The 20,869-nt window shown below is 61.1% G+C and carries 16 protein-coding genes; all 16 read left to right on the top strand.

Annotated features, from left to right (window positions below; genetic code table 11):
• Positions 1-44: 44 nt before the first annotated feature.
• On the top strand, positions 45-1,589 hold the full coding sequence (gene selA / locus AC5IJH_RS07685) for an L-seryl-tRNA(Sec) selenium transferase (protein ID WP_491902227.1): 1,545 nt from the start codon (positions 45-47) through the stop codon (positions 1,587-1,589).
• Positions 1,586-3,526, top strand: a complete 1,941-nt coding sequence (gene selB / locus AC5IJH_RS07680) for a selenocysteine-specific translation elongation factor (RefSeq protein WP_491902226.1) — start codon at positions 1,586-1,588, stop codon at positions 3,524-3,526. The genes selA and selB overlap by 4 nt, the downstream gene beginning before the upstream one ends.
• 83 nt (positions 3,527-3,609) lie before the next feature.
• Positions 3,610-6,801: a formate dehydrogenase gene (gene fdh / locus AC5IJH_RS07675; RefSeq protein WP_491902225.1), complete on the top strand. Its 3,192-nt coding sequence runs from the start codon at positions 3,610-3,612 to the stop codon at positions 6,799-6,801.
• Complete coding sequence (locus tag AC5IJH_RS07670; RefSeq protein ID WP_491902224.1) at positions 6,798-7,631, top strand: 4Fe-4S dicluster domain-containing protein; 834 nt, start codon at positions 6,798-6,800, stop codon at positions 7,629-7,631. The genes fdh and AC5IJH_RS07670 overlap by 4 nt, the downstream gene beginning before the upstream one ends.
• Complete coding sequence (nrfD, locus tag AC5IJH_RS07665; protein WP_491902223.1) at positions 7,628-8,659, top strand: NrfD/PsrC family molybdoenzyme membrane anchor subunit; 1,032 nt, start codon at positions 7,628-7,630, stop codon at positions 8,657-8,659. Before AC5IJH_RS07670 ends, nrfD (AC5IJH_RS07665) begins: the two co-directional genes overlap by 4 nt.
• Positions 8,660-8,917: 258 nt before the next feature.
• A complete protein-coding gene (locus AC5IJH_RS07660; RefSeq protein ID WP_491902222.1) occupies positions 8,918-9,568 on the top strand; it encodes a cytochrome c3 family protein in 651 nt (216 codons plus the stop codon).
• Positions 9,556-12,507 (top strand): 4Fe-4S dicluster domain-containing protein, encoded by a 2,952-nt coding sequence (locus AC5IJH_RS07655; protein WP_491902221.1) that lies wholly within the window; start codon positions 9,556-9,558, stop codon positions 12,505-12,507. The genes AC5IJH_RS07660 and AC5IJH_RS07655 overlap by 13 nt, the downstream gene beginning before the upstream one ends.
• Before the next feature lie 3 nt (positions 12,508-12,510).
• Complete coding sequence (gene nrfD / locus AC5IJH_RS07650; RefSeq protein WP_491902220.1) at positions 12,511-13,917, top strand: NrfD/PsrC family molybdoenzyme membrane anchor subunit; 1,407 nt, start codon at positions 12,511-12,513, stop codon at positions 13,915-13,917.
• On the top strand, positions 13,914-14,450 hold the full coding sequence (locus AC5IJH_RS07645) for a DUF3341 domain-containing protein (protein ID WP_491902219.1): 537 nt from the start codon (positions 13,914-13,916) through the stop codon (positions 14,448-14,450). The genes nrfD (AC5IJH_RS07650) and AC5IJH_RS07645 overlap by 4 nt, the downstream gene beginning before the upstream one ends.
• 5 nt (positions 14,451-14,455) lie before the next feature.
• Positions 14,456-15,058 (top strand): c-type cytochrome, encoded by a 603-nt coding sequence (locus tag AC5IJH_RS07640; protein WP_491902218.1) that lies wholly within the window; start codon positions 14,456-14,458, stop codon positions 15,056-15,058.
• Complete coding sequence (locus tag AC5IJH_RS07635; RefSeq protein WP_491902217.1) at positions 15,055-16,236, top strand: hypothetical protein; 1,182 nt, start codon at positions 15,055-15,057, stop codon at positions 16,234-16,236. Before AC5IJH_RS07640 ends, AC5IJH_RS07635 begins: the two co-directional genes overlap by 4 nt.
• 36 nt (positions 16,237-16,272) lie before the next feature.
• Positions 16,273-16,734: a hypothetical protein gene (locus AC5IJH_RS07630; RefSeq protein ID WP_491902216.1), complete on the top strand. Its 462-nt coding sequence runs from the start codon at positions 16,273-16,275 to the stop codon at positions 16,732-16,734.
• On the top strand, positions 16,731-17,558 hold the full coding sequence (locus AC5IJH_RS07625; RefSeq protein ID WP_491902215.1) for an SCO family protein: 828 nt from the start codon (positions 16,731-16,733) through the stop codon (positions 17,556-17,558). Before AC5IJH_RS07630 ends, AC5IJH_RS07625 begins: the two co-directional genes overlap by 4 nt.
• Positions 17,558-18,595: a cytochrome c oxidase subunit II gene (gene coxB, locus AC5IJH_RS07620; RefSeq protein ID WP_491902214.1), complete on the top strand. Its 1,038-nt coding sequence runs from the start codon at positions 17,558-17,560 to the stop codon at positions 18,593-18,595. Before AC5IJH_RS07625 ends, coxB begins: the two co-directional genes overlap by 1 nt.
• Positions 18,595-20,223, top strand: coding sequence for a cytochrome c oxidase subunit I (gene ctaD, locus AC5IJH_RS07615; RefSeq protein ID WP_491902213.1), 1,629 nt, complete (start codon positions 18,595-18,597; stop codon positions 20,221-20,223). The genes coxB and ctaD overlap by 1 nt, the downstream gene beginning before the upstream one ends.
• The gene (locus tag AC5IJH_RS07610; protein ID WP_491902212.1) at positions 20,216-20,869 is read left to right on the top strand and encodes a cytochrome c oxidase subunit 3; all 654 of its coding nucleotides are present in this window, start codon (positions 20,216-20,218) and stop codon (positions 20,867-20,869) included. The genes ctaD and AC5IJH_RS07610 overlap by 8 nt, the downstream gene beginning before the upstream one ends.

Below are 20,869 nucleotides of genomic sequence, written 5' to 3'. Positions count from 1 at the left end.
TGTCCCAAGCGTGGCGGGGAACACAAGCCGGGGACGCCGCATCTATGGGATGCATGGGAGTCGTGTCGAGCGGCACGGACGCTGCGTCATGCGCGTTCACCAGCACTGCCCGGTCTGATCGGGCCCGGCTGCTCTATTCGCGGTTGCCCCAGGTCGGCGCGTTTTTAGATCTGCCTGCGATGCGGAAGCTGCTCCAGACTGCGCCAAGGCAACTGGTCGTCGATGCGACCCGGCGTAGGGTCACGGAGTTGCGCTCCCGATTGCAAGCGAGTGAGCGCGGAGACGACGAGTTCAACGCCGACCAGTTGAATGCGGCGCTCGCAGCCATGCCCGACGCCATTGCAGCCGATTTGGAAGTGGCCCGCTCGCCCTCTCTCCGCCGCGTAATCAATGCCAGCGGAGTGTTGCTGCAAACGAATCTGGGACGGGCGCCATTGAGCAAGCGTGCTCTTGAGCGCATTGCGGCAGTCGCTCAAGGCTATTGCAATCTTGAGTACGATCTCGCAAGCGGCGAGCGTGGAGAACGGGCCGGCGCGGTCGAAGACCTGATCCTGCGCTTTCTTCGCGTAAGGCTTGGAGAGAATGCCGCACTCGAAGACCACGCAGCCCTGATCGTGAACAATTGCGCAGCTGCCATGTATCTAGCACTGAACACGCTAGCCGAAGGCGGTGAGGTCATCGTCTCGCGTGGGGAATTGGTCGAGATCGGTGGCGGGTTTCGCATCCCGGAGATTCTCGATAAATCTGGCGCCACGCTGCGCGAGGTCGGCACGACGAACCGCACGCGCGTTGCTGATTACGCCGCTGCGATCACGCCGGCGACGCGGCTGCTGCTGCGTGTGCACCGATCGAACTTCCGCATGGATGGCTTCACCGAGCAGCCATCACTGGCGGAGCTCGTCGCGCTTGGCGAACGTGCCGGCGTCCCGGTGTTTGAGGACCAGGGAACCGGCTGTGCGGTAGCACTCGAAGGGTATGGCATTCGCGAGGAGTCCAATTGGCCGGCTGCCATTCAGAGCGGTGCAGCACTAGTGACGGCTAGTGGAGACAAGCTGCTCGGCGGACCGCAATGTGGTCTGCTGCTGGGCCGCTCCTCCTATATAGAAGGCATGAGAAGCAATCCGTTCTATCGGGCATTCCGGGCAGACAAGCTCACGTATGCGGCGCTCGAGGGCACGCTGCTTGATTACTTGAGCGATGAGCTCTCTGTTCCGGTAATCCGGATGCTGAGCCTTTCAGCAGAGCAGGTTGGACAACGCTGCAAACGATTCGCAGCAGCCGTGCAAACGCCGGAGCTGGAGGCAGAGATCGTCCCGACGTCGAGCGTCGTCGGCGGTGGCACCACCCCGGGCGCGACACTGCCCAGCTATGCGGTCGCACTGCGACACGTATCGATATCGGACGCGGACTTGTCTGCGCGCCTGCGCACGGGTGAGCCGCCCATTGTGACGCGCATCCGGGACGGACAGGTGCTGCTGGACCTGCGGACCGTTGCCGAGGTTGAGGAACCTATCGCTATTGCGGCCATTCGTCAGAGTCTCTGCGAGCCTGAGTCTCCAGGCCCGTTGGCACATTCAGAACCAGGATGAAAGCACCGAAAGAAATCCATGACGACACACCGGAGATTGAGCGCTCCCGCTCGGTCGTGGTCGGAACCGCTGGTCACATCGATCATGGAAAGACCGCGCTTGTCTACGCGTTGACCGGCACGGACACGGATCGTCTGCCGGAGGAGAAGCACCGGGGCATCACCATCGATCTCGGCTTCGCAGCGCTGGAGCTGCCGGACAGCCACGGCGGACGACTGCTCATTGACCTCGTCGACGTGCCCGGGCACCACGCGTTCGTACGCAACATGCTGGCGGGCGCTACTGGTATCGACGCAGCGCTGCTGGTGGTCGCTGCGGATGCAGGTGTGCAGCCGCAAACGGAGGAACACCTCGCCATTTGCAGCTTGCTCGGAATCCGGCGAGGGGTCATCGCGCTCAGTAAGTGCGATCTGGTGAGCGCGGAGCAGCGTCGCCATGCCTGCGACCAGGTGCGCCAGCTCGTGCAGCACACCTTCCTCAAATCAGCGCCGTTGATTCCCGTTTCCGTGAAGAGCGGCGAGGGTCTCGACGAACTACGCCGCGCACTTGCAGCGGTAGCGCTGCGTACCGAGGAGAAGGGAAGTGCGCGCGTCACCCGTCTGCCTGTCGACCGCGCCTTCACAGTCCGTGGCTTCGGAACTGTGGTGACCGGCACGCTGCAGGCAGGCGTCATCGCAAGCGGAGACAAGCTCCTCCACGTGTCATCCGGACGGACGCTGCGGGTGCGTGGCGTGCAAGTACATCGCACAGGGCGTGAATGCGTCGTGGCCCCCTCGCGCGTGGCGTGCAATCTGAGCGGAGTCGAAGTAGACGAGCTGCATCGCGGAGACGTGCTGGTTCCGGAAGGCACGCTCGATTCCGTGCACGTCATCGATGTGCAGCTCACAATGTTGCGCGACACAGCTCCGCTGCGGCATCGCTCGCGAGTTCGCCTGCATGCGTTTGCGTCGGAAGTGATGGCCACGGTGCTGCTCTATGCTGATGGGGACGAAGCAGAGGGAGGATCGCGACTGGCAAGACTCCGCTTATCGCAGCCGCTGGTTCTGGTTCCGGGTGACGCGTTCGTGCTGCGACAATGCTCACCTGCGGCGACGATTGGTGGTGGCCGCGTGCTGGATGCTCATCCGCTGCTGCGTCAGCCGAAAGCCGCACGCCGAAACTGGCTGGAGCAGTTGTCTCACGCGGACGAACTCGAGCGAGTGCGATTGCGTATTGAGCGCTGCGGCAACAACGGTCTCTCCATCGCCTCACTTGTCCGCGAAACCGGCTGCACCGCGGTCGCGCTGCGCCGCAGGCTTCGCGGTCAGCTCGATAGCGGAGCCGTCCTGCGTGTCGGCTCAGAGGGAGCTCTCACTGAAAAGCTGATTGCGAAGGACGCATTGGCACGATTGGAAGATCTGTTGATGCGTGAGCTGCGCGCCTGCTCATCCGATGGCGCAACGCGCGCGACGCTGATCTCGAGGCTGCGGTGCGATCCAGGCACGGTAGAGCTGGTGCTCAAGCGCCTCCAAGGCACCCAGCGTGTTGCGATCGCGGGTGAGACGGTCCGCGTGGCAACTGCTGCGGCAGTGCCGGACCGCACGCAGCAGTTGATGCAGGCCGTAGAGGAGATGTATCGAGCAGCCGGGCTCGCGTCCCCGTCGACCCAGCAGGTGGCCGCTCAACTCAAGGTGGACGCGCCTGCGATGCGGGACGCGGTCACACGCCTGCTGCGCGCGCGCCGCTTGATTCGGATGGGCGATGATACGGCCTTCACCCATTTCGCTGCGCTCGAATCACTATATATCCAGATCCGGCAGTATCGCGGGCAGTCGCTCGACGTAGCTCGCTTTAAATCGTTGAGCGGCCTGACACGCAAGCACGCGATCCCGCTGCTCGAACACCTCGACCAGATGCACCTGACCAGACGAGCCGGGGAGACGCGAATCGTGGTCTGAAGTCCACGTTCGACTTCGCGGAGACAAACATTCGCGATTGGTCGTGCATCAGAACAATGTTGGGAGAGAGAACGCTCCCACAGATGGAGATGCGGATGCTTGGGGAGCTACTTGCTCGCTGGCCGCTCGTTCGCCAACTGCGAACTGGAGCGAATGGAAACGGTTCTGAATCCTGGAGCGACCGAACTCGAGATCTGAAACCGAAGACAGACGGCTGCGAGGTTGCACATTCGATCTGTCCCTATTGCGCCGTCGGCTGCGGTCAGCTGGTCTATCACAAAGAAGGAAAGCTGGTCTCGATCGAGGGCGACCCCAAGTCGCCAATCTCTCGAGGTCACCTCTGTCCCAAGGGCGCGAATACCTACCAATTGCATACTCATCCAGGCCGCCTGACGAAGGTGCGCTACCGGCGCCCCTTCGCGACCGAGTGGGAAGATCTGGAACTGGATAAGGCGATGCAGATGATTGCCGACCGCGTCTGGGACACGCGCGAGCGCAGCTTCCAGGAGACTGAAGAGGGCCACTCGCTCATGCAGACGAAGGCCCTGGCTCATCTCGGCGGCGCGACGCTCGACAACGAGGAGAACTACCTGCTGAAGAAGCTGTTCACAGGTGGGCTCGGGATGGTCTGCGTCAGCAATCAAGCCCGAATATGACACAGCTCAACGGTGCCCGGTCTGGGTACCTCGGTGGGACGCGGCGGCGCGACGACGGCACAGCAGTCACTCGCTGACTCTGACGCCATCATGATCATTGGCTCCTCGATGGCGGAGCAGCATCCGGTTGGCTTTCAGTGGGTGGTCGAAGCGCGGGAACGCGGCTGCAAGGTCATCCATGTGGATCCGCGATTTACGCGGACCTCGGCAAGTGCGGATATGTGGGTGCCCCTGCGTGCCGGCACGGATATCCTGCTGCTGGGCGGATTGATCCGCTACATGCTCGAGAACGAGCGCTACTTCAAGGAGTACGTCCTCCACTACACAAACGCTTCGACCATCCTGCGTGAGGACTATCGCGACAGCGAGGATGGTGACGGGCTCTTCTCCGGGTGGGACGCGGAGAAGAAGATGTACAGCCCGGAGACCTGGCTCTATGAGGGCTCTACACCAAAGGAGCCGCACACCACTGGCCACAATCCAGCGGGCGGCGGCCACGCCAAAGATCGTGGCGGCGAGGCGGGGAACACCCATCAATACATCACGGACGAGACGCTGCAGAACCCGCGCTGCGTCTTCCAGGTCCTGCGACGGCACTTCGCGCGGTATACGCCGGAGCTGATCGAGCAGTCCTGCGGTGTGCCGAAGCACGTCTTCCTTGAGTTGGCGGAGACGCTGGCAGCAGCCTCGGGTCCGGATAAGACGGCGTGCATCTGCTACGCGGTGGGCTGGACGCAGCATTCGACTGGTGTGCAGATCATTCGCTCAGCAGCGATCCTGCAACTGCTGCTCGGAAACATGGGCCGGCCTGGTGGCGGCATTCTCGCGCTGCGTGGGCACGCCTCGATACAGGGCTCGACCGATATCCCGACTCTCTACGACATCCTTCCCGGCTACATGCCGATGCCCTTCTTCGAGGATGACTCAACGACACTCGAGAAGTTCGTCAACAAGCACAAGACCGTCGCGGGTGTCTGGTCGAACTTCGAGTCCTACTTTGTCAGCTTGCTGCGGGCCTGGTATGGCGATGCGGCCACGGCCGACAACGATTGGGGCTTCCACTTCCTGCCCCGCGTGACCGGCGATCACTCGGAGCTTGGCTACTGGCTCGACATGGAGGACGGCAAGCTGGACGGCCTGTTCGTGATGGGCCAGAATCCGGCCGTAGGCGCGCCGAACGGAAGGCTGCAGCGCTCCGCGCTCAAAAACCTGAAGTGGATGGTCGTGCGCGACATGGTCGAGACGGAGACCGCGTCGTTCTGGAAGGATTCTCCGGAAGTCGAGCGAGGCGAACTCGACCCGACAAAGATCGGCACGGAAGTGTTCCTGATGCCGGCTGCTGGTCAGGCAGAGAAGAGCGGCAGCTTCACCAACACGCAGCGGCTGCTGCAGTGGCACAACCAGGCGATCGAGCCGCCCGGTGATGCCCGCAGCGAGACCTGGTTCACCTACCATCTCGGTCAGTTGCTGAAGCAGAAAGCTGCTCGTGAGCAGACGCCGCGGAATGCAGCGATGAATGCACTCACCTGGGATCTGCCGACGCATGGCCGGATTGCCGAGCCAAATGCAGAGGCAGTGGTCGCAGAGATCAACGGCTACAAGTGGCAAAGCAAGCAGCTGTTGAAGGACTACGAGGAGCTGAAGCCGGATGGCTCGACCGCGTGCGGCTGCTGGATCTACAGCGGCATGATGCCCCAGTCCGGCAAAAACATGGCGAACATGCGCGAGTCGAAGGACGAACTGGGACACGGCTGGGGGTTCTCGTGGCCCAAGGACGTGCGCATCCTCTATAACCGTGCCTCGGCGAAGCCGGATGGCACGCCCTGGAGCGAACGCAAGAAGCTGCTGTGGTGGGACGCGGAAAAGGGCAGCTGGACCGGCCTGGACAACAGCGATTTCAAAAAGACGATGCCTCCCGATCACAAGGCCGAGCCGGAGAAGGGCGGCCTTGAGGCGCTCGACGGGGACAAGCCGTTTGGCATGCATCCGGATGGAAGGGGCTGGCTCTTCGTCAGCAGCGGCCTGAAGGATGGTCCGCTGCCTGCGCACTTCGAACCGCTCGAGTCGCCGGTACGCAACCAGCTCTATCCCGCGCACCAGGACAATCCGCCGGCAGACAAGAAGGAGCGTCCGAGCAATCCGTACGCCAAGTCGCCAGACGATCCGCGGTATCCGTACGTGTTGACGACCTATCGGCTCACCGAGCACCACACGGCCGGCGGCATGTCGCGCGGGCTCAGCCATCTGGCTGAACTGCAGCCAGAGCTCTTCACGGAGATCTCGCCTGAACTGGCTCAGATACTTAACGTCGAGCATCGTGACTGGGTCACGTTGTACACGCCGCGCGGTCTGGTCTCCGCACGGGCGCTGGTCACAGCGCGCATGCTGCCGCTGCAGATCGACGGCAGAACAGTCCACCAGGTCGGGCTGCCGTATCACTGGGGCTGGAAGGGCATGGCGAAGGGCGATGTGGTGAACGATTTGCTGGTCATCTCGGAGGAGCCAAACGTGCGCATCATGGAGACGAAAAGCCTGGTGTGCAACGTGGTGAAGGGGCGGCGTAAGGCAGGGAAAGCCGCGCTCGAAGAATTCGAGCGGTTGAAGAAGGAGCGGGCATGAGCGCGCATCTGGAGCACACGGGCATTGCGCCGGGCGAGACGACTGCCTTCCTGACTGACTCCACGCTTTGCATCGGCTGCAAGGCGTGCGAGGTGGCCTGCAAGGAGTGGAATGGGATCGATGCCGACGTCATGGAGTTCTCTGGGCTCTCCTATGACAACACGATGGCCTTGGGCCACTCGAGCTGGCGCCATGTGAAATTCGTCGAGGGTACACCCGAGCCCGGCGTTGGTGGCAATGCGGCGAAACATGTCTCCTGGGAGTTCTCGTCCGACGTCTGCAAGCACTGCGAGGTGGCAGGATGTCTGGAGGCATGCCCGACGGGCGCTCTGGTGCGTACCGAATTCGGCGGCGTCTTTCTCCAGCCAGATATCTGTAACGGCTGTGCGTACTGTGTGGTCTCCTGCCCGTTCGGTGTCGTGCAGAAGAATGAGGACGACGGGCGCGCGTTTAAATGCACCTTCTGCACGGATCGCCAAAAAGCTGGTCTTGTCCCCGCATGCGCCAAGGCGTGTCCCACGGAGTCGATCAAGTTCGGCACGCTGGATAACATCCGCGCCGAGGCAGGCCGCCGGTTGGAAATCCTGCACGACCGTGGGATGGATGACGCGCAGCTCTATGACCCAACGAACACCAGCGTGCGCGGCATTCATGCGCTGTTCCTGATCCGTGGCGAGCCCGAGACTTACAACCTGCCACCGCAGCCCGAGGTGCCGACCGTCTATCTGCGCGCTGCATGGAAGTCCGCCGCATGGGAGGCAGCAGCGATGGTCGCGGGCGTCGCGGCATCGTTCCTGGTGTGGCGCAACTCCGAGGGGAGACGGGCATGAGCGGAGCAGCGGCAGGGCCGACTATCGAGGCGGATGGACGCGAGCGCAGGCTGGACGCCATACGGAAGCAAGCAGAGGAGAAAGGGCGCGTGGCGCTTCCGGGCATTCGTCCCGCAGGATCGCCGCTGCCCATTGCATCCCCCGAAACCGGCTACTACCAGCAGCCGCTCTTAAAGGAGCCGCAGTGGACGCAACTAATCCCATTCTATTTTTTTCTTGGCGGTGCTTCGGGTGCGCTCGGCGTTATCGGCTCGCTGGCTGATCTGCTCGGCGGCGATCGAGAGCTGGCGAAGCGAGCTCGATTGCTCGCCGTCGGCGGCGCTGCCCTCTCTTCCGCGCTGCTGGTGATGGATCTTGGCCGCCCTGCGCGGTTCCTCCACATGCTTCGCGTGTTCAAGCCGCAGAGCACGATGTCGGTCGGCTCCTGGGTGCTCTCTGCGTTCTCGATCTTTGCTGGTGCGTCCGCAACTGCGGACATCCTCGAGCGATGGACCGGGCCGCATTGGGTGTTGAGTCTCATGCGCGGTACCGGTCGCATTGGGAGCGTGCTGTTCGGCATGCCTTTCCACAACTACACCGGCGTGCTGCTTGCCACGACGGTCATTCCGGTATGGAACAACAGGATGCACTCTCTGCCGCGTGAGTTCGGCATGTCCGGCCTACAGTCCGCCGTCGGGGTGCTCGAGTTGACCGGCAGCAGCACGAGTTCTGCTCTGAATGCGCTGGGACTGTTGAGTGTCGCCTTTGAGTCGTGGGAGGGAATCGATCTCCTGCGTACGCACGACCGCGACGTGCTCCCCGCGAAACGAAACTCGAGCGGTGTGCTGATTCAGACGGCCGGTGTGCTCTCCGGACCCATCGCTCTCAGCTTGCGTCTGCTCGCCGCCGTGCGACCGAGGCGACGAAGACTGCGTCGCCTTGCTGCATGGTGCGGCATCGTGGGCTCGCTTTGTATGCGTTACGGCTGGGTCCATGCCGGGAAGCGTTCGGCCGAGGATTGGCAGACCGCGCTGAAGCTGAAAGAGTGAGCACCATGTGATTCTTCTGTACTCATCGCGCAAAGTTACATTTGATGATCCGGAAGCCATCTCACGAAACTTTCACAAGCATCTACTAAGTGGGGCATCAACGAAATTCAAAGTTTCCTGGAGACGCCACTCAGATAATCGTGTGGCGGCATTGCCCTTGCGCGTGCGCCACGCACGTTCCTTCGGAAGCCGCAGTCACGCAGAGAACAAAGCTGTTCCTCCGGAGCAGTGCCTGAGATCTGCCGGGACCTGGAGCCCATGCCGCAGTTTTTTCCTAGAGCAGCGAACTCCATTATCCGGTTATCGCTGCTGCTCGTCGTTGCAGGACTCGGCGTCACGATGTGGGTGGGTTGGATGATAGTGCGCTCGCCGTACGAGACTATGCAGGACGTGCCGCGCCAGCAGCCGGTCCCGTTTAGCCATAAGCATCACGTGGGTGGGCTGGGCATCGACTGCCGCTATTGCCACACCTCCGTCGAGCGCTCCTCCTTCGCAAACGTTCCGCCCACCAAGGTCTGCATGAACTGCCACTCGCAGATGTGGGCCGTTGCGCCTGTGCTCGAGCCGGTACGGCAGAGCTATCGCACGGGCCGCTCTCTCGAATGGATTAGAGTCGACGATCTGCCCGGCTATGTCTACTTCAACCATGCGATTCATGTGCACAAGGGTGTCGGGTGCGAGACCTGCCATGGCCGCGTTGACCAGATGCCACTTACCTGGCAATCTGCACCACTCACCATGGGCTGGTGTCTCAATTGTCACCGTCATCCTGAGAAATATGTGCGGCCGCGAGAGGCTGTCTTCGATATGACGTATACCGAGCCGGCCGACCAGAAGCGCCTGGGCGCAAAGCTCGTGCGCGAGTACCACATCCAACGACTGACGAGCTGCTCTACATGTCATCGCTAAGCGACGGACCGAATCCGCTGCAGCCCCGTCAATCGCACGCGGCGCAGTGGCGCAGCCTCGAGGAATGGCAGGCCCAGGTCGCGGGTGCCGACCCTCTTCCTGAGCCGCACGACGATGGCGAGCTGCTCGGCACGGTTGATCGCCGCCGTTTTCTGCAACTGAGTGCCGCATCGTTTGGCCTCGCGGGGCTGATGGGCTGCACGCGTCAGCCCGTTGAAAAGATTCTGCCGTATGTCGATGCACCGGAGCACATCACACCCGGCGTTGCCAAGTACTACGCGACTGCCGTTCCGGGGCCGGGCTCCGCACAGGGCGTGCTGGTCGAGACGCATCTTGGCCGGCCCACAAAGATCGAAGGCAATCCAGATCACCCGGCAAGCCTGGGCGCGACCTCCGTCCACGCGCAGGCGTCGGTGCTGGATTTGTACGATCCGGATCGCGCGAAGAATATCCGTCACCAGGCGAACGAGGAGAGCTGGGATAACTTCGCCTTCGCGTTTGCACAAGCTCTACGCCAGCTGCAGCCTGCACATGGCGCAGGGTTCCGCATCCTCACCGGAGCGGTCACCTCACCAGTGCTGGCTGCGCAAATCCGCGCAGTCCTGCACGCACTCCCCGCTGCGCAATGGCATCAGTATGAGCCCGCTGGCGAGCACTCCGCCTACCAGAGCGCGCTAGCGGCCTTCGGCCAGCCGATGAATACTCTTCACAATTTCCGCAAGGCCGATGTGGTGCTGTCGCTCGACTCGGATTTCCTTGCGTGTGGCGACCGCTCCACCCGCTATGCGCACGACTTTGCCGAACGACGCGTGCAGGGCGACCGGCTGGATATGAATCGGCTCTACGTCGCCGAGAGCACCATGACCCCGACCGGCGGCAAGGCGGATCATCGTGTGCCGGTGCGGTATGCGGAGGTGGAGCAGGTTGCGCGCCAGATCGCTGCCGTGCTCGGAGTCGAGGGAGTCAGCGCTGACTCCGCCACACCGCATCAGGCCTGGTGCGCCGCGGTGGCGCACGATCTCGCCGCGCATAGCGGATCGTCCATCGTGATCGCCGGCTCGCATCAGTCGGCGGCCGTCCACACACTGGCGCACGCAATTAACCGCAAGCTCGACAACGCCGGAAGAACTGTTCTGTACACGGCCCCCATTGAGGTTGAGCCGGTCGATCAGATTGCTTCCATCCGCACGCTCGTCGCTGACATGGAGCGCGGTGCCGTGAGCGTCCTGTTGATACTTGGCGGCAATCCGGCGTATGACGCGCCTGTCGATCTCAAGTTTGGCGATCGCCTGCACAAGGTCGCGATGTCGATTCACGTCACTCAACACCACGATGAAACATCAGCGGAGTGCACGTGGAGTCCCCCCGAGTCTCACTTCCTGGAGACCTGGGGGGACGCGCGCGCGTTCGATGGCACGGTGACTCTGCTGCAGCCGATGATCGAGCCACTCTACGAGAGCCGGTCGCAGCTCGAGGTGTTGGATCTCGTGCTCACCTCGCCTATTGCTCGTTCTGGTCACGATATCGTCCGCGCTTACTGGAAGACTCAGGCGAACGCGAGTGACTTCGAGTCCTGGTGGCGCCAGGCGCTGCACGATGGCATGGTGCCGCAGACGGCGTTCCCGCCGATCACACCCGCATGGAAGATCAGCACTCTGCCAACTGCATCGCCGGCTGTGGTGAATGGTCTGGAACTCGTCTTTCGTGCGGATCCGTATCTCTATGACGGGCGCTATGCGAACAATGCTTGGCTGCAAGAGTTGCCGCAGCCGATGACCAAGCTGACGTGGGATAACGCTGTCTACCTCAGCCCGGCGACTGCAAAACGGCTGGGGCTGATCAGCCAGAATCGCGTTGCGCTTCGCTATCGCGACCAGAGTGTCGAGGGCGATATCTGGGTGCTGCCCGGGCATCCGGATGAGTCGGCGACCGTGCACCTCGGCTGGGGACGATGGAGCGTGGGTCGTGCGGGAAACGGCGCCGGTTTCGATGTGTATCCCCTACGCTACTCGGACCAGATGTGGTCCGGTTCTGGTGTCACGCTACGAAAGCTGGACGTTGACTTTCCACTCGCGACCACGCAGTTGCAGCAGACTATGGAGGGTCGAGACATTGTGCTGCACAGCAGCGTGGAGCACTACCGGCACGAGCCCGAGTTCGCGAAGAAGAAATCGAAGACACCGTCGGAAGCGCTCAGTCTCTATCCCAAGTGGAAGTACGAAGGTCGGGCCTGGGGCATGTCCATCGACCTGACACGGTGTGTAAATTGCAACGCGTGCGTGGTGGCATGCCAGGCAGAGAACAACATTCCCGTTGTCGGCAAGGACCAGGTGCTGAAGCGGCGCGCCATGCACTGGCTGCGCGTGGATACCTACTACGAGGGTGACCCGGCAAATCCGAAGGCGTACTACCAGCCGGTACCCTGCATGCAATGCGAGGACGCGCCGTGCGAACTTGTCTGTCCTGTGCAGGCAACACAGCACAGCGTGGATGGCCTGAACGACATGGTCTACAACCGCTGCGTAGGAACGCGCTATTGCTCCAATAACTGTCCTTACAAAGTCAGGCGATTCAATTTCGTGCTGTTCCAGGACTGGACGACCGAATCGATCAAGCTGCAGCGCAATCCAGACGTGACGGTGCGTAGCCGCGGAGTTATGGAGAAGTGCACCTACTGCGTGCAACGCATTCGTGAGGCGGAGATACGCGCGCAAGTCGACGACCGATCGATCCACGATGGTGAAGTGCAGACTGCGTGCCAGCAAGCGTGCCCGACACGGGCGATCGTCTTCGGCGATCTGAACCAGACGGGAAGCGAGGTGCTTGCGCGGAAAGCAGAGAAGCTCGATTACGCGCTGCTGGCCGAACTCAACACGCGTCCGCGTACCACCTATACGGCAGAACTCGACAATCCCAATCCCGAGATCAGGAAGGGCTGAGCCGTGACCACCACGCAGGCATTGCAAGAGGAAGCGCAACGGCCCACCGAGCCGGGAACGACGCTGCCCGTCATTGCCGCGGGGCAGACCTTCCGCTCGGTCACTGACCAGATCACATCGATCGTGCTGACTCGGAAGGTGCCCGTGTTCTGGTATGTCACCTTCGGTACCGGCGTCATCGGCACCATATTGTTCTTTGTGTCGGTCACATGGCTGTTTTACCGCGGGGTGGGTATCTTCGGTATCCAGGTGCCGGTCGCCTGGGGATACGCCATCGCTGATTTTGTCTGGTGGATCGGCATCGGCCACGCGGGCACGCTCATCTCTGCGATCCTGCTGCTGCTCAACCAGGGGTGGCGCAACTCCATCAACCGCTTCGCAGAAGCAATGACCATCTTCGCCGTGCTCTGCGCCGGGCTGTTTCCCGTGTTTCACCTCGGCCGACCCTGGCTGCTGTACTGGCTTCTGCCGTACCCGAACACGATGAACATCCAGCCACAGTTTCGCAGCCCGCTGGTGTGGGACGTCTTTGCGGTGTCAACCTACGCCATCGTTTCGCTGGTGTTCTGGTATCTCGGCATGGTTCCGGATCTCGCCAGCTTGCGCGACCGCGCCAAGAGTCGCACTGGCTATGCGTTCTACGGCGTTCTTTCGCTCGGCTGGCGTGGTGCATCACGTCACTGGCGTTGGCACGAGAAGGCATCTCTGCTGCTTGCCGGTCTGGCAACACCACTCGTACTCTCGGTACACACGGTGGTCAGCTTCGATTTTACGATCGCTATCCTGCCCGGGTGGCACTCGACCATCTTCCCGCCATATTTTGTGGCAGGCGCCATCTACTCCGGATTCGCGATGGTACTGATTTTGGCCATCCCGCTGCGCAGTGTCTACGGACTCAAGAACCTGATCACTGAGCGCCACCTCAATAACTGTGCCAAGATGATGCTGACGACGGGGTTGATCCTCGCCTACACCTATGTCATCGAGCCGTTCACTGCCTGGTATGGTGGCGACCCGTACGAGATGGCGATGGTGCACAACCGCCTCATCGGTCCGCACGCCTGGACGTACTGGGGCACCCTGCTCTGCAATGTCCTCATCCCTCAGGCTCTCTGGTTCCGCAGCGTCCGGCTGAACCCGAAGCGGCTGTTCGCCGTTGCCGCGGTCGTGCTCTACGGCATGTGGCTCGAGCGGTACATGATCGTGGTCACGTCACTGCACCGGGATTACCTGCCCTCATCGTGGGCGAATTTCGTCGCGACCTTCTGGGACAACGCCTTGCTGATCGGATCGGTCGGGCTGTTTGTCACCTGCTTCATGCTGTTTGTGCGGTTCCTGCCCATGATCTCGATCTTTGAAGTTCGTGAGCTGCTGCCTTATTCGAAGCCGGGTGGTGGGAGCGAGAAGTGATCGAGATCCCCATCTACGGAATGGCCGGCGAATTCGATTCGCCGGATCAGGTCGTGCAGGCTGCGCGCTCCCTGCGCGAGTACGGGTATCGGCGCTTCGAGGTGTACGGGCCGTACCCGCTCAAGGAACTGGATGAAATTGTGCCTGGCACAGATCCGATCCCGAAGATGGTGCTGGCCGCCGGCGTGCTCGGCTGCATTACCGCATGGGCGCTGCAGTTCTACGTAGCCGTTATCGACTACCCAACCAACATCGGCGGACGCCCTCTCAACAGTTGGCCCGCCTTTGTCCCCATCATGTTCGAGCTGTCTGTGCTGTTTGCCGCCTTGGCGGCTTTCTTCGGCACGCTCTGGCTTGCCGGATTGCCGCTGCTCCATCACCCGGTGTTCAACCTGAAGCGGTTCGCGCGAGCCTCTTCCGATCGGTTCTTCTTGTGTATCGAAGCGGCAGATCCGCTCTTCTCCGCCGAGCAGACGCGCCGGCAACTCGTCGATCGCGGCTCTCTCAACGTCTGGACGATCGATCAGGAGTGACTGAATTGAAACAGGGTCAGCACAGCGGCGCAATCGATCAATGGGCAGCAGGGCTTGCGTCCATTCTGCTGATTGCAGCGGTCTGCGGCTGTCGCCGCGACATGCAGGACCAGCCGCGCTACCAGCCTCTGCAGGCGAGCCGCTTTTTCACCAATGGCCGCTCCGCCCGGCCCGTCCCGGCCGGCACCGTGGCTCGCGATGAACTAGACCTCTTGAACCCGGTCCACACCGGAGAGATGCACGGCGAGTTTCTGCAGACAATCCCGGTCCCGGTGACGCGTGGTGTTCTGCTGCGTGGGGAAGAGCGCTATAACATCTACTGCAGCCCTTGCCACAGCCGCATCGGTGACGGCAACGGCATGATCACGCGCCGCGGCGTGAAGTGGCCGGCCAACCTGCACAGCGATCGCCTGCGCCAGGCGCCTCCAGGCTATCTCTTCCAGGTCATCACGCATGGATACGGCGCCATGATGAGCTACCAAAATCAGATTGATGTATCGGATCGGTGGGCGATTGTTGCGTATGTCCGGGCGCTGCAACTGAGCCGGAACGCCACCGTAGCCGATGTGCCGCCGGCGAACCGCGCCGCCTTGGAGCAGGTGCGATGAGCCACCGCTTCGATCCCGGTGCCGAGCTGACGCAGCAAGTGCGTCTGTGGGAGCGGCGTGCCTTGCTGGCTGGCGTCATCCTTGCGGTACTTGCGGGCATCGGCGGACTCTTCAACTCTGCACAGTTCTTCCGCTCCTATCTGGTCAGTTACCTGTTCTTCCTCGGCATCGCGCTCGGTTCCCTCGGGCTGCTCATGACGCAATACATGACTGGCGGAGCCTGGGGCGTCGTCACACGCCGTATCTTCGAGGCGGCCACGCGTACTCTTCCGGGTCTTGCCGTTCTTTTCGTGCCACTCCTCTTCGGTTTGCATGCGCTCTATCCCTGGTCACATCCGCAGATTGTGGCGGCTGACGATGTGCTTCGCCATCGCGCCGGCTACATGAATGCCCCTTTCTTTACCATCCGCGCGGTGCTCTACTTTGCCATCTGGATTGGGCTAACCTACATCCTGAATCGCTGGTCGGTACGCGAGGACGAACAGGGAAGTCAGCAGGAGAAGTTTGAGCGCATCAGCCCCATCGGACTGATCCTCTACGTGTTCACCGTCACCTTCTCATCCGTGGACTGGGCGGAGTCGATCTTCAGCGACTGGTACTCCACGATGTGGGGCTTCCTGTTTGTTGCGGGGGAGGGGATGACGGCGATCAGCCTGGCGATCTGCTCGATCGCACTACTGGCCCGCTTCAGCCCGCTCCAGCGCTTCGCCAGCCCAAAGATCGTCTCGGACCTGGGCAAGCTCCTGCTCATGTTTGTGATGCTCTGGGCCTATTTTGCCTTTTCGCAGTTACTGATCGTGTGGTCTGGCAATCTGAAGGGCGAGATTCCATGGTATCTCGCGCGTTGGCATGGATCGTGGAAGGCAGTCGGCGCCGCTCTGATCCTGCTTGAGTTCATCGTGCCCTTCCTGCTGCTGCTCTCGAAGAACCTGAAGCAGAAGCCGGGCCTGTTGACCGGAGTAGTGGCACTGCTGCTTGTGATGCGGCTGGTCAATCTGTACTGGGTCGTCATGCCCGACCTCTATCCACAGGGACTGCAACTGCACTGGTTGCAGTTCGTGCTGCCCTTGGGCTTTGGATGTCTCTGGGTCGGCGGATTTCTTTGGCAGCTGCGGCAGCGGCCGTTGCTGCCGGAACATGCGGTCAATCTTAAGGAGGCTTTGAAGCATGCAGCCTGATCTCGAGCGAGGGCGGGTGAGCTTGCGAGGCGCGTCATGGAACTGAAGCGGGACACAGTCCGCTACGAACACACTGACATCAACGCCAAAGGCGTGGTGTGGACGGGAGTTGCTATCGGCGCGTTCCTCTGTGCCGCGGGGCTCGTCCTGTTACTCATGTTTCATCGCTTCGCGCGTGAGCGCGCAATCGCCGTGCGCGGACCCTACGCGATGACCGCACCCTATGGCCGTCAGCTGCCGCCAGAGCCGCGTCTGCAAAGCGACCCGCCGCACGATCTGGCAGAAATGCGAGCAGCGGAGGATCACGCCCTGCACACCTATAGCTGGGCAGATCGGACGAAAGGAACAGTGAACATCCCAATCGATCGAGCTATCGAGTTGACGGCACAGCGTGGCATTCCACCGGCACCGACACCTCCGCCGAATCTCTACTACATGCCGCGGCAGGGCGATCCGCTGACGGGATTCGAAAGCCGCGCACAGGTGGAACCGCGATGAAGTGGCTGTTGCTCGTTGTCCTCTGCACACCAATGCTGGTCATGGCACAGCCGGGCGCGCCCAGCCCCGCGCGGCTGCCGAGCCAACTGCACGACATCGGCATCACGCAGCGACTGAATGCGGCAGTCCCGCTCGACCTGCCATTCACGGATGAGCACGGAAGAGCCGTTCATCTGCGCGACTACTTCGGCAAACGCCCGGTGGTGCTGGTCCCGGTCTACTACACCTGCCCGATGCTCTGCAGTCAGATCCTGAGCGGCGTCATCGCAGGATTGCGACCTCTCTCTCTCAAGCCCGGTAAAGACTTTGAGTTTGTCGCGTTCAGCTTCAATCCGGCAGAGACTCCGCAGGAGGCTCTTGCCAAGCAGCAGTTCTACGTTCAGGACTACAGCCCCCACGCCTCCAGTGCGGGATGGCACTTCCTGACGGGGTCACCGGAATCCATTCACGCGCTCACGGATGCTATCGGCTTTCACTACCGCTACGATCCGGCGACAAAGATGTTCCTGCACGCCAGCGGCATCATGCTGCTTACGCCTGAGGGCAAGCTGTCACGCTACTTCTATGGTGTCGAATACGAGCCCAAGGACCTGCGTCTCGGTCTGGTTGAGTCATCCGAGCACCGTATCAGTTCGCCAGTGGCAGAGGTGCTTCTGTTCTGCTATCACTACGACCCGACGACAGGTAAGTATGGCGCGACCGTGCTCAACCTACTGCACGGGGCCGGTATCCTGACGCTCGTTCTCATGGCGATTGGCTTCACGCTCCTCTTTCGTACCGACCTGCGCCGTTATCGTGCGAAGGACCCTGGGGAGACACATTGATGCTGCTGCTCGCCATCGTTTTCCAGAGCTCCATCGCCCCGAACTACAACCTGTTCTTCTGGGTCATGGTGGCGATCACGGGCACCGTCGGGTTCGCTATCGCCGCGTTCCTTATCTACTCGGCATGGAGATATCGCCGGCGCTCACCGAATGAACTACCGGCCCAGACCGCATTGAACATACCCGCCGAAGTTACCTGGATCGTGCTGCCATTCCTGATCTTCATGGGCATGTTCTATTACGGCGTGAAGCTCTACTTCCAGATTGAAAGGCCACCCGACAATGCCGAAGACGTGTACGTCGTCGCCAAGCAGTGGATGTGGAAGCTGCAGCATATGGACGGACAGCGCGAGATCAACACACTGCATGTGCCAGTAGGCCGTTCCATCCGACTCGACATGATCTCGGAAGATGTCATTCATAGCTTTTATGTGCCCGCGTTTCGCATCAAGCAGGACGTTCTGCCGAAGCGCTACACAACGATCTGGTTTCGTGCGACCAAGCCCGGCATCTATCACCTCTTCTGCGCTGAGTACTGCGGCACCAACCATTCGCAGATGACCGGCTGGATCTACGCGCTCTCCCCCGAGGAATACCGAGCGTGGCTCGATCATGGCGCTGCCGAGGGCTCACTGGCCTCTACAGGAGAGAAGCTCTTCCACCAGTACGCATGCAGCAACTGCCACCACTACTCGGGTCACGGGCGCGCACCGAGTCTGATCGGGTTGTACGGCGAGACCGTCAGTCTAGCCGGAGGCGGGGCAGTGAAGGCAGATGACACCTACTTGCGACAGTCGATCCTTGAGCCGAAGGCGCAGATTGTCGAAGGCTACCAGGACCTGATGCCGACCTACCAGGGACAGATCTCCGAGGACGATGTCATCGCGCTCATCGCCTACATCAAGGCCATCGGTTCTGAGCCCACCGCTCCACCCACGACGGGAGCCACCCAAGGCTCGCCCGAGTACGTGAATGATCCAGAACCGCCACCCGCCGGTTCGCGGGAGCCGAACGGTATCAAGCCAGGGGTGCACTGATGGTGACGAAAGCGCTTGCGGTCCATGTGAAGAAGAACTATCTCGAAGAAGAGACTGGCATCCTGTCCTGGCTGCTGACCACCGACCACAAGCGCATCGGTCTGCTTTATGTCTTCTCGATCACCTTCTTTTTCTTTGTAGGCGGCGCCTTTGCGCTACTGATGCGCCTGCAACTGCTAACGCCTAACGGATTGATCGTAGATCCAGAGACCTACAACAAGCTGTTCACCATGCACGGGATCATTATGGTGTGGTTCTTTCTGATCCCATCCATTCCGAACACGCTTGGGAACTTCATGCTGCCTCTGGTGATCGGCGCGAAAGATCTGGCATTTCCCCGCATCAACCTGCTGAGCTGGTACCTGTTCATGCTCGGCGGCACGGTCACGATCTACGCCTTGGCGCGCGGAGGCGTAGACACCGGATGGACCTTTTACACGCCCTTCAGCACCACCTACTCGGTCACCTATGTGACGGCTGCGGCAATCGGCATCTTCATCAACGGATTTTCTTCGATTCTGACCGGGCTGAACTTCATCGCTACGGTGCACCGCATGCGCGCACCCGGCCTCACATGGTTCCGCTTACCCATCTTCATATGGTCCATGTATGCGACGAGCGTGATTCTGGTGCTTGCCACACCGGTTCTCGCCATCACCCTGCTTATGGTCGCTGTTGAACGCATAGCCAAAGTCGGTATTTTCGACCCAGCCCTGGGTGGCGATCCAATCCTCTTCCAGCACCTCTTCTGGTTCTACTCGCACCCAGCCGTCTACATCATGGTGCTGCCAGCGATGGCGGTCGTCAGTGAAATCATTCCGACCTTCTCTCGCAAGCCGCTGTTCGGCTACAAGGCAGTGGCTTACTCGAGCGTCGCGCTCGCGGTTCTATCGTTTTTGGTCTGGGGCCACCACATGTTTGTGGCAGGCATGTCGCTGTATTCTGGCATGGCCTTCTCATTGCTCAGCTACTTCGTCGCCGTGCCTTCCGCAATCAAGGTCTTCAACTGGACAGCAACGATGTACCGCGGCTCAATCGAACTCTCCACGCCGATGCTCTACGCCATCGGTTTTGTGGGACTGTTCACCATCGGCGGTATGACCGGACTATTTCTCGCGGCGCTCGGGCTTGACGTGCATGTGACGGATACGTATTTCGTGGTCGCCCATTTCCACTACATCATGGTCGGCGGATCCGTGATGGCATTCCTTGGAGGCATCCACTACTGGTGGCCCAAGATCAGCGGCAGGATGTATCCGGAGTTCATCGCCAAACTCTGCGCGCTGACTGTCTTCATCGGGTTCAACCTGACGTTCTTCCCCCAATTCGTGCTCGGGTATCTCGGCATGCCGCGTCGCTATGCTGCCTACCCACCGGAGTTCCATGACCTGAACGTGTTGTCCACGGCAGGCGCATCGATTCTGGGCGTCGGTTATGTGGTTCCGTTGCTCTACCTGATCTGGTCGTGGAAGTACGGTGCGCCGGCACCGGCTAATCCATGGCGCACAACAGGCCTTGAATGGAAGACACCGTCACCGCCTCCGAAGCACAACTTCGAAGCGACACCAGTGGTGACCTGGAAGGCCTACGACTTCGCAGCGCAAAAGGAGGAGCTCGGTCTTGGCTAGCACTCCTCAACTCGCCTTACGCGAGCAGTTCAACAACCCGGAGCAGCAGCGTGACACCGCCACATTCGGCATGTGGATCTTCCTACTCACGGAGGCGTTGCTGTTCGGAGCACTCTTCACGGCCTATACAGTTTATCGCGTCTGGTACCCCTCCGAGTTTACGAAGGGAAGCAGCGAGATGGAGTACCTCATCGGTGCGGTGAATACGGCCACGCTGATCTGCAGCAGTCTCACCATGGCGCTTGCGGTCGAGAGCGCTAAGGTCGGCCGTATGATCCGCTGCCTCGGAATGCTGATCACAACGATGCTGCTCGGCGTCATCTTCCTCGGCATGAAGTTTACCGAGTACTACCTGCACTATCGCGATGCGAAGGTACCGGGACTGAATTTCCACGAAGCTGGGCAGATGGCTGGCCCCGTGCAAATGTTCTTCGTCTTCTACTTCATCATGACCGGCCTGCATGCGCTACACATGATGATCGGGCTCGGCCTGCTGGGAACGTTGGGATACCGCATCTTCTTCGGATCCTTGGACGGCGACTATTCCACGCCCATCTCCGTCGCTGGTCTGTACTGGCACTTCATCGATATCGTCTGGGTCTTTCTCTTCGCCATCTTCTACATCCCGGGAGCTCACTTGAAATGA

It is taken from the genome of Candidatus Dedyshia acidiphila, assembly GCF_051025295.1.
Lineage (GTDB): Bacteria > Acidobacteriota > Terriglobia > Terriglobales > Acidobacteriaceae > KBS-83.
Note: the sequence above shows the minus strand (reverse complement) of the source record. Positions and strands in the feature narration are given on the sequence as shown.